The sequence below is a fragment of the Vibrio sp. CUB2 genome (assembly GCF_001557945.1).
GTDB classification, from domain to species: domain Bacteria; phylum Pseudomonadota; class Gammaproteobacteria; order Enterobacterales; family Vibrionaceae; genus Vibrio; species Vibrio owensii.
The window spans coordinates 52,038-67,509 of the sequence record NZ_LNRB01000003.1 but is presented as its reverse complement, the minus strand read 5'-3'; the positions used below and the strand labels follow the sequence as shown (position 1 = coordinate 67,509).

The window sequence follows — 15,472 nt, the reverse complement described above, 5'->3', positions numbered from 1 at the left end:
CTGCCATAGTAGTTATAATTTAATGTAAGTCGCTTATTTTTAAATACAATTTTTAATTGAAACCATAAATATTAAAAAAACCACCATAAAATATAAAGTAGATCGGAATCTATAAATCAAACACACCGTTGCAAACAAGTGGGCAAACTGCCCACCTTGAAAAGCTAACTCGACAAGCAAACCAATCTAAATTTGTATGTATATTACACAAACCATAAGACAATGTAAAACGGCGTACTGTTTAATTTTGGTTTTTATCATAGTTATATTTGTGAGTAGGACGTATTACGTTTGGAGTCACCTATGAGAACTGGGAAACAGTGCGGAATGTCGACACCTCAGGACATCTCAGATCGAATATGATTGATATGGTTATGCGATTAGTTGTGAAAGTTAGAATTAAAGCACTTACAGTTGAACCGCATAGAGAGGCTAATCTTCACAAAGACAGAAACGAAAAAGCCCCAGCATTTCTGCTGAGGCTTTAGAATATGGCGGTGAGTGAGAACTACAAACAAATGACTTAACTAAATGATTTAAAACAAAAAAGCATCATTAACTATGATTTTTATACATTAATTTATACGTTTTTGATTTTTGTTATTTAGATCTCATTTCATCGGATTTTTTCGGTGATTTAATGCTTCTTTTCTTCGGAATCGGCACTCTTACCTTCAAATCTGTATGCTCAAAAAACCATTTCAAAATTGCGTACTTTTCTTGACGAACTTGCTCACTGTCTCCTCGACTTCGCTCCCAATACCCGATAATTTGTCGTCGACCTACTCGATTTAGTTGCTCTGCTACATAGGGCTCATGGAGAAAAATGTCATCAAATATCATCAACAAGCGCTTAACTTGCTTCGCTCTGTATGGGATCCCTCGCTTTTGGTACGGAGCCATTACAGACAATATTTGGCGTTGAGTATGCTTATTCATTTTTACCCCAAATAGCTGTTAGTGATACTGACTCGGTGATGTCCTAATAACTTAGAAATCTTAAAACGAATAAGTTGATCGCGCTGTTTAGCCTCACTCTCAGTGATATTGAGTACTTGAGCGATGTATTGGTGATGGGCTTTGCCATGAGCAATGCTAGCTTGAACCGGACAAGGTACTTTCATTGCGTTAAAATACGTTTTGCAAGCCCAATACTTTCGCTCGCCATGGCTAGCATACTTTGCATCTACCAACTTAGTTTGACGCCACGCATAGCTTTGAAAGGCCTTTAACGACAAATGAGAGGGAACGAGAGAATCGTGACCCAAAGAATGTTGGAACTCTGCAACCCGCCGTAGTAATTGATATCTTTCATCAGTAATATCTACCAAAGGTCTCGGCTGCCCTCCTTTAGTACCTCTCACCAACATAGGAACTGAGCCTTGATGTATTGCTTTGAGTACCTTTGTCGCGTCAAGTAGCGCAGCTTCTCTAAACCTCAAGCCAAAAAGTCTCTGTAATTGCATCACAAAACCAACCTCCGGAGTGACATTAGCAAGCACTTTGGCATGAAGCTCTTCACTGACAGAGCGATCTTCATTCGCAATCCCAGATTTAGGAGTAAAGCACAAGTCGCGCGTTGCATTAATCACACACTTTTCATCCCCTCTCGCTTGTGCGAGGGAGCGGTTTACGTGTGATAGATAATCACGAGCCGTTGCAGACGAGAAAACTTCTTCTTGTACATTATCTTTTAAAAACTCTCCAAAGGACTGAACATGTCGTTTTTCAACCTCGTTGAGACGTTTGATGCTTGTTGTATTTTTGATGAAGTCAATGAAATGTTTGATTGCGGGCAACCTTGCCCTGTGGGTATTAGTAACTATGCCTCCTTGATTTTCAAAACTGGCATTGACCAATGCTTTTGCCATGTCCCTCGAACCCAAGTTGAAGTTTGGCTTAGAGAAATCTCTCGGGGTGTTAGTTAAATGCCCAATATAGCTCCTTTTTTGCATTTTTTACTCCTCTTTAATGAGAAGTAAGCTCAGCATTGTCGATAAAAAGCGGGTGATGTTTTTATCCTGAAGGAGAATAAAGGCGGTAAACATTGCTTGGGTTAGCACCCGATCAAGTCCAATTAGAAAACATGTTCAGAGAGTAGAAATATAGCGCATATGCTCAGCCATGGGCCGTTTCGATAAATGATGACGTCGATGGGTTTCGGTGTTCCCTCATAATGAGGTCAATGGGCTTATTGCATCCTCACCTTTAGAACGCTTTCCACACTTTGTGGACCTGAGGGCTTGTTGCATCCTCGTTCTAACTAGTGGCACAGTCGACAGCTGAGTTTGGCTTATTGCATCCTCCACTAGTGGCTATATTTTCTCATTCTCTTCACACTATGTATTGAGTTGGCAGTTAGGATAGTAGCGCCCAAATAATCTTGCCTACTATCGTTCTCAATCACCAAATAGTGCGTGAACTTCTCAACACTTCTGCCAAGCAAGTTCGGTATCTCTTACCAAATCTAGGATGTGGCGATGTTTCGTTCTTCGTCTAATTTCTCTAATTAAATTAGACGAAGCAAGTATCGTGGATTTAGTAACTGCGAATCATCTAAACACTCTATTTTCTCGGTCTCTTGGCAAGCACTTTGTGAGCCTCACTTTGAGTTAGGAATCCTTGAAGCCAATGTAAAAAATGTACAGTTTTCATATGTTCCTCCTTACATGCGTATATGCGATGGATTTAAACGACAATGCGTTCGTCATAAGAGTACTCACAAGTGAACTAGAGAAAAAAATGTCGGTTCAAAAATAGATCTTCCCCCATAACACCGTAACTGCATCCATCCGACTTGTGTCAGCCACAAGTCTTATCGTTATGACATTTATTTTTGCTAAGAATTGAAATCTTTTGAGGTTTTGGGGCTTGTGAGACTGAAGGTTTCGGTAAGCTTTGGATAAATCAAAGCCGAGTAAGGAGCAAACATGAGCACACAAAATCTAAGAGAACGTAAGAGCATGACAATTGTCTTTATTGAATGTATAGGGCTCACAGTAAAGGTGACGTTTAAAATTTTGTTTTTGTTTTGGGATCTTTCAGCATCCGGCGATCGCACGAATGACAAGCAAATCTATAACCGTGACAACCACTTGGGGATCTGTAGAAATTGTCATATGTATCGCGAATACTGTTCGTGTTCGCACTTTTACCGTGATTGATACTGGCAGAGAAGCCTTTGCCACCTTTAAAAACTAACCAGTCAATTTGCAATGAGTAGACATTCAGGAAGTAGAAAAGAGTCTACACATTGCTTCTGGCACAGATGTAACAGGAGATACCTGAATGAAATATAAAGAGGCTTACTTCACAGCTTACACAACACCTTTCTCAACCTACGATGATAGACAGAAATACGCTACATGGACACAATAAAACATTTAAACGTTTGTACCTAGAAATTGGAGCCTCTTTCCCCCAAAAAATAAACTAAAATGACAAACATACTCGAATAGACTCCCTATAATTTAGGTAGCTTTTTAAAGGTCAGTGACCTTATAGTTTTCTGACCTTTAAACTAAAAACCGAAAATAGGGCTATATTCTGGCTTATAGCCTGCTAGTTCAATCTCACGATAAAACATCATCAGGCTATTCTTATCATGAAACTGTTGAGGTGGGTTATTTGGGATGATAAATATAGGCTTATCTAACGCATCAAACCCAGGTGTAAATGAATTCCCAGTTTCATCGTTATGCCAGAATAATCTCCCTCCAGAAAAGCCTTCTTGAGCAACATTGTTATTTAGGTCTTCGATAATCGTTTCAGCAAAAAATGAATATTCCCTTTATCTCTTGACTCTTCTCCATACTTTTCGACTGGATTAGTTAGAGCTCTTATTTTGCTGTGAATATTTTGATTGTGAGAGTCAACAGTTCTTAAAAATCGAGGGCGACTTTCTAATGGTCTCTGATTTATACTCTGCTGCTCTCTAGGTATGATACAAAACAAGTCGTAATCTGCGGTAATCGCTTTTCCTTCTGAAGCTGCACCATCAGACTCTGGCGGATTAGTCATCACTTTTACTACCCCTTTAGAATCAAAAGCCCTACCGTTAGGGTCAATATAAAAGCTCATATCTCTTCCTTGAAGGTGTACGGAATAAACGTTGGGACTTTCTGTTCCTTTTAAACTACCATGCTTTATCGCAAATTGAATTTGCTCTGCAGACAATACTAGGTCAACAGCTTTTGCCCCTTTTTGTTTTGCGTTTTCAATTGCTCGTTGTTGCTTATCTCTCTTTTCTAAAGGAACCTTTGATTTATCTGGGTCTTCATAAATAAACCCTAACGCACCAGACTTAGCTTTCATATGAAAGTTTTTTGTTGGACATCCTTGAAGAAGGTTTATCTGTCCATCTGGGCTAGGAGATCGCAATCCAATAACAATACGATACTTATCCGCTGTCTTTTGAAGTGAGTTAAAAAACAGTAAACTCTCAGGGTCAAATCTAGAACCAATCTGAGAGATCGCATTTTTAATAGAAGCCTCTCTATCTACTCCCTTCTTAAGTAGGGGGCGGGTTATAAAACCATACTCTTTTTCAATGACTTTGGTGCCATTATCTTGCTTTGACTTGTGTTTTCCCGACCTATACCGAGATGGAGGAGTAGCTTCCAATAAAACAGAAACATTCCGGATTGACTTGATGCCTAAGGAAGGCTGCTGTCCTTTTGGACAGTTACTTGCCAATGAAACAGATTGAACAGAAGAGTCTGAAGGGGTTGTAGGAAAAAATATTTTCGGCATAAGTAACTCTCGATTTAATAAAGAGACCTTATCATCCTAAGGTCAAACATTAACCTCAAGAGATTATTTCTGAAAAGTCTTATTTCATTATGTAAATATAAACTTTATACATTTAACTATTATACCGAATCAACTTGAAGACTCAGGCTTAAGTATCTGAAAATTATCATTAATTCGAGATACCAAAGAGCCTGTGAACTCTGGAAGAGTCACAGCAAAAAATTGATCTATCGCAGCCTTGAAATCAAGTTTGCTTTTGAAGTAAACATTGTTCCTCGACTTCTCATTCATTACCTTCCATAGTCGCTCAGTCGGATTGAGATTGGGGCGGTAAGGAGGAAGATAATGCAGTTTAATATTAAGGACAAACGCCGCATCTTTGAATAGGTCGCTACGGTGATAACCTGCACCATCTAAGATGATATGGAGCTTGTGATTTTATGGGCCACTTTCTCTGAGCTTGCAGAAAAAGTGAACAATCGTTTCACTGTTAATGCTCTCATAATCATGGACAATGGGAGCCCCAATCTCCGAGAGATTCAGTGCCCCAATAATATTCAATCGACTACGGTTACCCGTGGTTTCAATCACTTTATCTTGACCAGTACGTATCCAGCCATGAGATATTTTTGTTGATAATGTTGGATGAACAGCGTCGATAAAAACTATGGATTCATCCTTGCCACAGCTTGCCTTAAGTGCCTCATAAGCCTCTATGAACGCTCTCTGCTTTGCTTCATCAAACTGGTGTGGAACGCCTTTCGGTTGCTTGTAGCTAAAACCATTGTGATGAAGCCACTTGTTGATGCCAGAAACCGTGTAATTAAACCCAAATGTCTCTTTAACATAAACAACAATTTGATGCGTGTGAGAATAGGTTTTCTCAGTCAAATGCTTGATTAACTGCATAGTTTGAGTTGAAGAAAGCTTGCTTTGAGTCCCTCCGTTTTCAGGCTTCAGTTTTTTCAGATCGGATGTAGTCGCTGGGATGGCGTGCAACGGTCGATTCATGGATACGAAGAGCTTGAGCAATCATAATCTAGCTCCAACCTTCAGAAGCAAGCAAAACTGCTTTAATACGATCACGTACTCTACCGTTACGAGTCGAATCGTGCGTTTGTTCGAGTTGTATTTTCTGTTGTGGAGTCAGTACAATTTTCTTGGTGCGTAGCGTGATCCTGAATTAATGAGAAATCAAGTATCTTCAATGATCACGGGGATATGATATTGGAATTGACAGCTCTATTTTAAATGTTTCGGTTGGATACAAGTTTTAACAAAGGAGGTACCAGCCTCCTTTTATTTTCATTATTCGTTCATTGTGCTTAACGCAACTAAAGCGGAGTGAATTGATACATCTTGAACGTGATCCCGCCCTTTATCAATTACATCAATTTACACAAGCGAATTACTCAAAGTACAGAAATTCAAACCGATAAAGATACACTCTCCATCTAACTCACTGTTAGTTACCACTTTACCTAAAGGTGCAAGTGGTATGAATTTAGACAGAATAAGTTTTATTAAGTGATAATCGAGGTCCTACTCGAAACTAATAACTTGGAACTCAAGAGGTTTATATACCAAGCGCCCAATTCGTGTAACTTCTGGTTTGAGATCTACAACTACAAGAAAATCCAAATTTGACAGCATCGATTCTAAAACTTGCCCTAAACCATGAATATTCATGCTTACCCCTTTGTTTTGAAAAACTCTAATTGGTTCAATAATTCGCTCAAACGTACATTCCTGTTTTTCATATCATCAGCAGCTTGATATACATTTTTAATATTTTCCTCAACCCCACGATTAATCTCGTTAATACGCATGGATATGTCCTCTGTAACCGTTGATTGTTCTTCGGATGCAGACGCAACCATTGCATTTATTGAAGTAAGTCTTTCAACTTCTACGGAAATACTGCTGAATGCATGATTTAGTTCACTGGCAACCTTCAATGCCTCATCAATTAAATTGCTGTTTACCGACATAATCTCATCAGCCTCATTGGATCTAGTCTGTAAACGGGCAACTACTTTCTGAATACTAACCGTAGATTTTTGTGTTCTCTCAGCTAGCGCGCGAACTTCCTCCGCTACAACAGCAAACCCTCGACCGTACTCGCCCGCCCTTGCAGCCTCAATCGCTGCGTTGAGTGCTAACAAATTGGTTTGTTCTGATACCGACGCAATCATTTCTACTATAGGGTTAATTTCCTCGCTATAAGCACGTAGCTCACTAACAATGTCGCATGCTGAACTCAAAGAACTATTAATCTCAGTTACGATATGTTGAGTGCGGTCAAGAACTACAACCCCACTCTGTATTGCGTCATTCATCGTACTATTTGCACGTTCGGCATTAACTGCGCTGTCTGCGACTTCACGAGCGGTAGCCGACAATTCCGTAGCTGCGGTAGCAACTTGTTCAATTTCCAAAAGCTCTTTTTCTGAATTGGCAATAAAAGTTCCAACAATGACTTTTGTTTGTTCGTCGCTAGTGAGGATAGCAAGGGTAGTATCTTTTACTGAATCAATGGTGTCCGATATAGTTTCTTTTGATGACTCGAGACTTTCAAATATGGTATCAAACTCATTAGTAAATTTCGGCAAACCTTGACTAGCGCGTAAATCACCACCTTTAATTTCAATAAATTCATTCAATAAATGACTTATGCACAAGAGTTCCTTTCTTAAAATCCATAATAAGCCACCACACAAAAACACAGCTTGCAAAGTTACACTTACAATAGCAGCTATAAGTTCATCAGAAGGAAGATGTTGAACTATATAATGCATAATATATTGATGGATTGTAGAACTGACTATAAAAAGGACTACAAATAACCTGATAATTTTTTTAATCATTTTTCACCCATTAAGATCACTAAATAGGCGCAATTGCGCCCCAAAAATACTATTTAAAATGTGTAGGGCAATACCTCTCTAACAATATTAACGTTCATGTCGTAAACACCATTCGGTTGAATTAATTCACCAACAGTTAAATTATCTAGAGCTTGGGTACGAGCTGAACCACCATCTAGATAGTCATAGTAGAACTGAGCTCTCATGGAATCATTAATAAACCAAGTTAAACCTGTTGAGTATTTTGAGACTGCTCCAGTCGGTACGTCTAAATTAATTTTCTTAGGAGCATCTTGTGATGATGTTTGATAAGAATAACCTAGTTCGAATCGTAGGGAGTTATTGATACTAAAATGACCACCGACCGCAGCAGAGTATGTATCTTTCCAGTCACGAATAACAGGCGAGTTAGATCCATGAAGAACGACATCCGTTTGTTTAGCTGCGCTTAAATCCTGCCAACGCAATGTCCATAACAACGCAGCATTGCTCTCAACCACATGAAAACTACTAAGCTTTGCTTGAGCTGGCATAGTTACGTTAATTTGCGTTGGTAATCTATCAATACCCAACTCCCCCCTCACCGAACGACCAAGCTCACCACCCACGTCGAAATCACCTTTTAGCTCATGTGTGATCTGTGAACGATAAGTAAACCCTAAACGGTTAGCATCACTAAATTGGTACATTGCACCGACGTTCAAACCGAATGCAACATCATCAGCAGGAACTTCTCCCTCTATAAAATCCATTCCTCCGTCTATCGCCTCTGTACCTAGTGTCTGGTTGATATATGCCATTTCAGCGCTTTCACCACCACCTAACGATAGTTTGTCATTTACTTTGTAGGAGACACTTGGGTCTAATTGAGCGGTTAATAGCAAACCATCTTCTGCCATGATTGAACCCGCAAAGCAGCTACCATATCCAAAACCTGATCCACCTATAGCCCCCATTGTGACACCAAAGCTAAACTTATCATTGATTTCATTAGTGAAATAAAAACTACTGATCGGAAGAAGTTTTTTTGATGATGATTCGCTGGAGTAGTTATTGAGACAACCGTCAAATACTCCCTCACCATTTGATGTTCCCATATCGTAATTAGTGCTATCAAGATTGAGTAAGCCTAGGTTTGTTGCAATGTGTTTTCTTTTTGAACGAGTCATACCCGCAGGGTTCGCAAAAGCAGTTTCTGCACCTTCACCTAAGGCAGCAAAACCCGCGCCAGCCGTACTAGTACTTAGTTCGCCAAGCTCGGAAAGCATATAGCCGCCCGCAAAAGCTTGTGACGAAGCCCCTATCACTAATGCCACTGCTAGACTTTGACTTACTTTATTTAACTTCATGATTATTAAACTTCATGATTATCTAACCTAAATGTTTATACCGAATTTTTGGAAGAAATTTTTTTTGATGAAGTAAACAACCTTCCCCCCCTTTTTCTAATAACAATCCCTCCATAAATCTTTTTTAATCTTCGTTAACAAAAAATGTGCAGTGAACGTTCAAATCATTCACTAACTCGTTATCGCACATATCGAAGAAACTACCGAATTTACATACAATAATTGTCTTAGTCGCGTCCACTTAAGTCACCTATATCTAATTTGCTACAGACAGATCATATAAGTTAAGTAATGTTTCCAATTGATTCTTTTGCTCATACAAATGGGTCATCACTGTTTCATGTATCTCGTTGCCTGAATAGTCAAGAACTCTCCCTAATGCTGATACTGCATCTGTTAACTCGCTCGTTAATTCCGTAAATTGATGATGCTGTGTAATTTCTGGCAAAGTTCTTCTTAATAATCTTAAAATGCAATGCGCATTAAAAATCGAAGCAGCCACTTCTGGCGACAGATCAAATGTATTTTCACCATGTAGAAACGTCAAGTATTCGATGCACTCCTTACAAATAAATAGCTTGTCAAACCCTAACTCAATAATAACGGTATGTTCTTTACAGAACTTACATTGTTTTACCATTACTTAATCACCCAAAAATATTATTTTTTTATATACCGAATCAACATGAAGATGCAGGCTTGAGAACCTGAAAATTGTCATGAATTCGAGATGGAAAAGATCCTGCGGTCTCTTGAAGAGTCACACTAAAAAACTGCTCTATTGCCGCTTTGAAGTCCCGCTTTCTTTTGAAGTAAACGTTGTTCCTCGAATTCTCATTCATTACTTTCCAAAGTGGCTCTATTGGGTTGAGATTTGGACTGTAAGGCGGGGCGGTCGATTCATGGATACGAAGATTGAGCAAACATGATCTAACCCCAACCTTCAGAAACAAGCAAACTGCTTTAATACGAGCCCGTACTAGACGTCACGAGTCAAATCGTGCGTTTGTTCGAGTTGTATTTTCTATTGTGGAGTCAGTATAGTTTTTATGGTGCGTATCATGATCCTGATTCTTTTAGGTTATTCACTGCAAAAATTTTTTGAGCATGAGGTGTTTTTTGAACTATGCCGTATTGCATAAGCGATGGGGCTACTTTACCAGTTGTTATTTTCATTAATGAAATCCTCTAGATTAATTTAAAAAACAAACGATTATATATTAAATAACCGCTTATCAACGGTCTCATTCTGCTATTAATAATTTCGATCAATTCATATCTGTGATAAACCATAGCTAGAATAACAATGTAGCTTATTTTCAACCAATGAAAATTTGCGAATTATTAAGAACAAAACACCTAACCACCAACGTGCCATGACATTTCAGAATAACTCCACAAATGACCGCAGGGGGTAAGCAATAGAGCTGGTTCATGCTGTAATCATGAATCACCTAAACAACACACAAGAAATTTGATAGTCAGACCGATGACAAAAGTTCAACTAACCACCCCTAATATCCTGACTCGGTCAGAGGGTTGCACCAGTCCTATACCACATAAGATCCACCTACTATGGTTCACGGCTTCACCCGAAGCGATAGAACGCGACCGAATTGTCGCGTGGGCAAATAAAAAACCTACAGCCACGATCTATTTGTGGGTCGACTCTAAACACTTTGTTACTGAACACTAAAGTGAGAATCGGTCCAAGAAGAATGATAGTGCAATGAAGAAACATAAGCGTATTGTCAAAAGAGCGCCGAACCCAATGAATACGCTCATGGCATCAGAGAACCAACGAAAGCGAATGTACGTTGATACAGTTCTAGATCACTTTCCGCCCCAAATTGCAGTGCAAGGTTACTATCGCTCTGGAGGCGTCATCAGTGATTTAAAACGTTTCAATGAGTTGGCTAGCAATTTTTAATCATTGGGAAATGTAGAGGTGAAGGATGTGTCAAGTTGTCAAGATATACAGATGATAAATTTGGATGCTATCAATATCATGAGAGATGGGTACTGCTAGGTAATATAGCCAATCAAAACATTGCTAGAAATGGGAGAAAGCTTGCTTTGACTTCCGTCATTCTCGGGCTTGAGTTTTTCAGAAAAAACGTAGTCTCTAAGGTGACGTGCAACGGACACTTCACTTTAGCTCATTGCTACAGGCTAAAAAGTGGGCACCCAGGCAATATAGTGCCCACTTACCTATTCGTTTACAAATTAGAAGGTAAAAGCTAAATCTCAGCGTAGAAACTTTGAGTATAAAATCTATTCCATAACTAGAGCTAAACACACAAACAGAAACGAGATTAATCGACCTCAAACAGAACACTAACCGAGTAATGTAAACCCAAATACAGACCTATTTAGAATGATTGCGATCTTAATCTGGTTTATATTCTGTTTGTTGGGTTACTTTGTATAGATTAATAGATTTCGAACACAAAAGAGTTCAGACTGAAGCTTGTTTCTTGCCAGCCATAATTTGGTACTCCCTTGCATCGAGGATACGGCTAATTTCATTTAGTGATTGCCCACATTCAGTTATGAACGCTTTTTGTTGCTTGGGAGACGAGAACTCAAGAGCAGCGAGAACGATGTCGTCTCTTAGCTTTTTTTCAAAATTCGTATATGACCTAAAACGTGAAGGCAAGTTGTTTGCAATATAGCTACTCCCACTAGGATTTCGAGTCTCTCCCTTCTCCTTATTCTTGTAGCATAACTCTTTGCTTTCAATTCGGTTTGTTGCAGGGTTAAAAACGGAACACTCTTTTTTCTTCCAATCTGCCTCCTGTGGATACCAATACACATCTTTTTCTGCTAACGGGCTTCCCGCTATTAGCCTAAACTCCTTTTCAAGAGTGGATAAAGCTTCCTTGTCAAGAGCGGATAAGACACCCTTATCATCAGGCCATTTAAGCTTATTCATTGCATCCCAAATCCGTTCTGCAATCTTCGAAACTTCTACAAGTTGAGGGTCACATCCCTTCGATTTAAACAGGTCGAGTACCTGACCATTACACATATCATCAGAACGATACTTATTACTCGGCCCCATAACTATATTCCATTTAGGCCACAGCAATTTTCCAACGGCTGATTCGATTTGCTTCTGCTCCGCTGGCAAGTCTACTTGACTCAGCATGTCACTGAGTGCTTCTGGGTTAACAGTGTTTTTAGACAACATATCAGATTCAATAAGACGATCTCGTATGTGCTTCTCTGTTATACCAACAGCCTTCAAATAATCATCGGCGACTTGTTTACCTCGCTCACTTTGAACAGCTTTACTCAAAAACTGGGTTAACATTGATTTACCAATAATATGATGGCCCGACATTGGAATTTCCTTCAGCCCATGTTCACCTTTGTATTCTTTAAGCTTTGGGTACATCTTTTTGATGGTGTCGGAGTCTTTGTCTATCCAAGGACGCCTTGTTTTTTGGGGAGTTGCATAGACACTATCTACCACTTTTTTTAATTGCCCCAAGGCGTCGAGCGTCTTTTTATCATTGCCCGGTTCATTAGTAATTCGTTTTATACTGAGTATCATAGCGTTGCGTTGAGATTCCGCACCACCAAATTGGTATGTTGGATACTGGATGCATTTCATCGTGTCGTGAACGGATTTCATAGTGAAATTACCTTTTGTGTTAATAAACAAGACCAACAGGATAGGTAAAGCAAGCGAAAACAACAGTGAACATTATTGATAAGTTATTACATTGTTAAACCAATGGGAGAAAATGGCTGTCGATTTAGCTCTGATAGTTTAGCTTGTCTTTTTTCTTCTATGTCGTACTGATTTCGTCACTGACGACAAAACTTCATTTACGCACGAGACGATCTAGCTTCACGACTGTCTACTTGGTCTTTTGTTCTCTAGGCGAAAGCGCTAGGTGATAAAACCTGTGTACAGACAGGCCTTCGCATTGAAACTATTTGGATGTTTTAGAGATTAAATTGCAATCACACCAGATGTAAAATAACTCCAACTCTGACAGTTGCTGATGACACTCGGTTTAGTTTGATAATTTGGAGTTACCAGTATTTTTCCACTTACAGAGAAATGTCTTCTATGGCGATATTATCACAAGCTTAAAGTGTCGTCGTGTAAGGTCATTGTTAACCTTGGTATTGGGCCCTCCCACTCCATCAGGTTCACCGTGACTGTCAAATTGTTAATAAGTTTATCAAAGAGTAGGTTTTGCACGATAGTCCAGTATACATTTAGGTTGTAATTCCAATTTTCTCAAAACTAGTAATCTCTTATCGCTACAGATCTTAGAGTGCTTGCCTTGAGGTAGCTGCAAATAGAACTCTACTTGAAGACCTAACCATGACTATGCTAAGCGTTCAACGACCCCATACAAACATATCTGCATTTAAAGATACAGATACCAATCGCGTACTAAGCTCAGCTAAAGGGGTTTCCCTTTCAGATGCAAAGCAACAAGTTTTAACAAGTGCAAAAATGTTTGAGGCGGGAGTTAGTATGAATATACTTAATCAGCCATCTTCTATCGGAATACAAATTGATAACCATGCAAAGAGTTTGTCCGATGTTTTAAAAAAATATCTAGCGACGGAACTAACCATACTGTTGTGTTTAATAACAAAGAAATGCCCCTTACTGAGCTGTTTGAAAAGCAAATTTTCCCCTATGAGCAGCAACTCAGACCAAATTGGTCATCACCCCCAAAATTCTAAAGAGCTGCTTCAAAATTGGCTAATCCGCGAATTGAATATCCCATCAGGTGAAAAAAATCACGCTGGCATGCTTACCAAGATAAAAGCCATAAGTACGTTTGGCACCACTGTTTGGCAGTTACTGAATCCGCCGGAAGGCAATGATCATAAAGACTTTACCAAAAATCAGATAAAAAATTCCGAGGCTCTCAGTTCAATCCTAGGTAAAGATGTATTTCCTTTATTCAAAGAGTTTTCTCAAAAAACGAGAACAAAGGTATTTGATGACGCTTTAACCAGAGCCAGATCGGAACGAATGCCAATGATAAAAGATGAGAACGGCGTATTAAAAGCTGTGGATGGAAAGTACGAAGATGCCGCAAAATATTGCTTGGGATTCGGTCAAGTTATTCAAAAAGTAAACAATGAAAACTCATTAGAGCAAAAGAAGCTGTCAGACGCGCTCAACGGCAACAAGAATATAAATGGTATCCCACGTGAGAACGCTCCTATACAAGACTTAACCAGACCATACATGATGTCTGAAAGCGAGATGGCATCAATGCAACAAAGTTATAAAAACCTAGGGCTTAGTGATGGTATGACACGTCATAAGCTCCATCATGGTACGGGAATCAACCGCTGGCAGGCATATGGTATGCATGCACTTGAAAGCTCTTATAAAGGTAAACCTTATGCTGGTGCACAATCAGGTGGAACCTATGACATACTATTAGCAGCAACCGTATTGTCTGGCAAATCCATGCACGGAGAAAAAGATAAAGTGATGCCACTTACTCTCGGAGCTGCAGCATTCATGAATTATGGTGGGTATCATACATTCAATGAAGTAATACCAATTGGTGAGGCAATGAGCCACGGAAAACCCTTTGTACCTTCGAACAAAACCGCTCTCCAAAAGTCAGATTTATACGACCGCGTCCAAACCCATACAAAGAAATACCTTAAATCTATGACATTCAAAGAGATCTCATCTTACAAAGAGGTACATAACTACGTCGTCGATAAGCTTAAGCAAGAACACAAATCACTATCTTTAGATATCAATGACTTAAACGATACTATCTATTATACTAAATAGAGCAACACTTAATAACAATAACTTGTCCTAATAGTGGTCATGTTGTTATTACATATATCCAGAGCCTTTTCAGGTTTATATTTCTAACAGGCCCTTTAGATTGAGGTCATTTGGGCATACCTTCGTTCTCAGTGAGGTGCGTGTATTTCATGTTTTTTACTTCTTGGCGGGAACAAAGTTCATGATTATCGCATCTCACTGTTTTTATGTTCAGAGACGTAGCACTTCGTACTTGAATCCAAGAGTGACAACAATCCAGAAGGGGGGATTTATAATACGTCTAATGGAGTAAGGAGTGAGTAATACAGGTGAAAAGTTAATTTCAGCGATAGAGAACAATTCAAAACTTTAGCCATATGTAGTGAAAGTTACACGTACGGTTCTTTCGCAAAATGAGCCTTCTTAAGCAATAACAAAAGTTGGGGTGCATGGTGCTTCGTCAGCATTTAAAGGGAATGAGCCCTTTACTTTGAGCGTTTAACTAGTGAAAACAATTAATTAAGTAGTGATGTACTCCCCACCTCTTATTGCGATTAATAACACCATGAATAAGTCGATATTATTCACTTTATTTGTCGATAGAATCTACTAAGATGCGATATAAACCTTTACCCTTTAGTTCGGAGTCCAAACAAGAGACTACAGCAGAAAGGGCAGAGCACCAGCGCTGAAAGTACGGAGCCGAATTAACCTATACCGAGACAGAT

Annotated in this window: 8 protein-coding genes and 3 pseudogenes; 1 reads left to right on the top strand and 10 read right to left on the bottom strand. The window is 39.2% G+C overall.

The genetic code is table 11. From position 1 onward, the window contains the following. Window positions 1-600: 600 nt before the first annotated feature. From ATB78_RS05120 to ATB78_RS05080, 10 genes and pseudogenes are all read right to left on the bottom strand, one after another. Complete coding sequence (locus ATB78_RS05120) at window positions 601-939, bottom strand: hypothetical protein (protein ID WP_061007986.1); 339 nt, start codon at window positions 937-939, stop codon at window positions 601-603. 2 nt (window positions 940-941) lie between these two features. Beyond that, window positions 942-1,955 carry an integrase domain-containing protein gene (locus ATB78_RS05115; RefSeq protein WP_061007985.1) on the bottom strand — a complete coding sequence of 338 codons (1,014 nt, stop codon included), beginning with the start codon at window positions 1,953-1,955 and terminating at the stop codon, window positions 942-944. Between the two features lie 1,792 nt (window positions 1,956-3,747). After that, on the bottom strand, window positions 3,748-4,752 hold the full coding sequence (locus ATB78_RS29945; protein WP_061007984.1) for an anthrax toxin-like adenylyl cyclase domain-containing protein: 1,005 nt from the start codon (window positions 4,750-4,752) through the stop codon (window positions 3,748-3,750). Between the two features lie 129 nt (window positions 4,753-4,881). Continuing rightward, window positions 4,882-5,788, bottom strand: a pseudogene (locus ATB78_RS05105) (IS630 family transposase). Between the two features lie 655 nt (window positions 5,789-6,443). Continuing rightward, window positions 6,444-7,619, bottom strand: coding sequence for a methyl-accepting chemotaxis protein (locus ATB78_RS05100; protein WP_061007983.1), 1,176 nt, complete (start codon window positions 7,617-7,619; stop codon window positions 6,444-6,446). A 53-nt stretch (window positions 7,620-7,672) separates the two neighbouring features. Further along, complete coding sequence (locus tag ATB78_RS05095; RefSeq protein ID WP_061007982.1) at window positions 7,673-8,968, bottom strand: outer membrane protein transport protein; 1,296 nt, start codon at window positions 8,966-8,968, stop codon at window positions 7,673-7,675. A gap of 256 nt (window positions 8,969-9,224) precedes the next feature. Next, a complete protein-coding gene (locus ATB78_RS05090) occupies window positions 9,225-9,608 on the bottom strand; it encodes a hypothetical protein (protein ID WP_061007981.1) in 384 nt (127 codons plus the stop codon). Window positions 9,609-9,648: 40 nt separating this feature from the next. Continuing rightward, window positions 9,649-9,885, bottom strand: a pseudogene (locus tag ATB78_RS28230) (transposase); the annotation flags it as partial. A gap of 1,111 nt (window positions 9,886-10,996) precedes the next feature. Further along, window positions 10,997-11,119: pseudogene (locus tag ATB78_RS30060) on the bottom strand (IS630 family transposase); the annotation flags it as partial. Between the two features lie 307 nt (window positions 11,120-11,426). Further along, entirely contained in the window at window positions 11,427-12,608 is a 1,182-nt protein-coding gene (locus ATB78_RS05080; protein ID WP_061007979.1) for a hypothetical protein, read from the bottom strand. A 705-nt stretch (window positions 12,609-13,313) separates the two neighbouring features. Here ATB78_RS05080 and ATB78_RS05075 point away from each other — a divergent pair. Then, entirely contained in the window at window positions 13,314-14,765 is a 1,452-nt protein-coding gene (locus tag ATB78_RS05075; RefSeq protein WP_240537364.1) for a hypothetical protein, read from the top strand. Window positions 14,766-15,472: the final 707 nt, after the last annotated feature.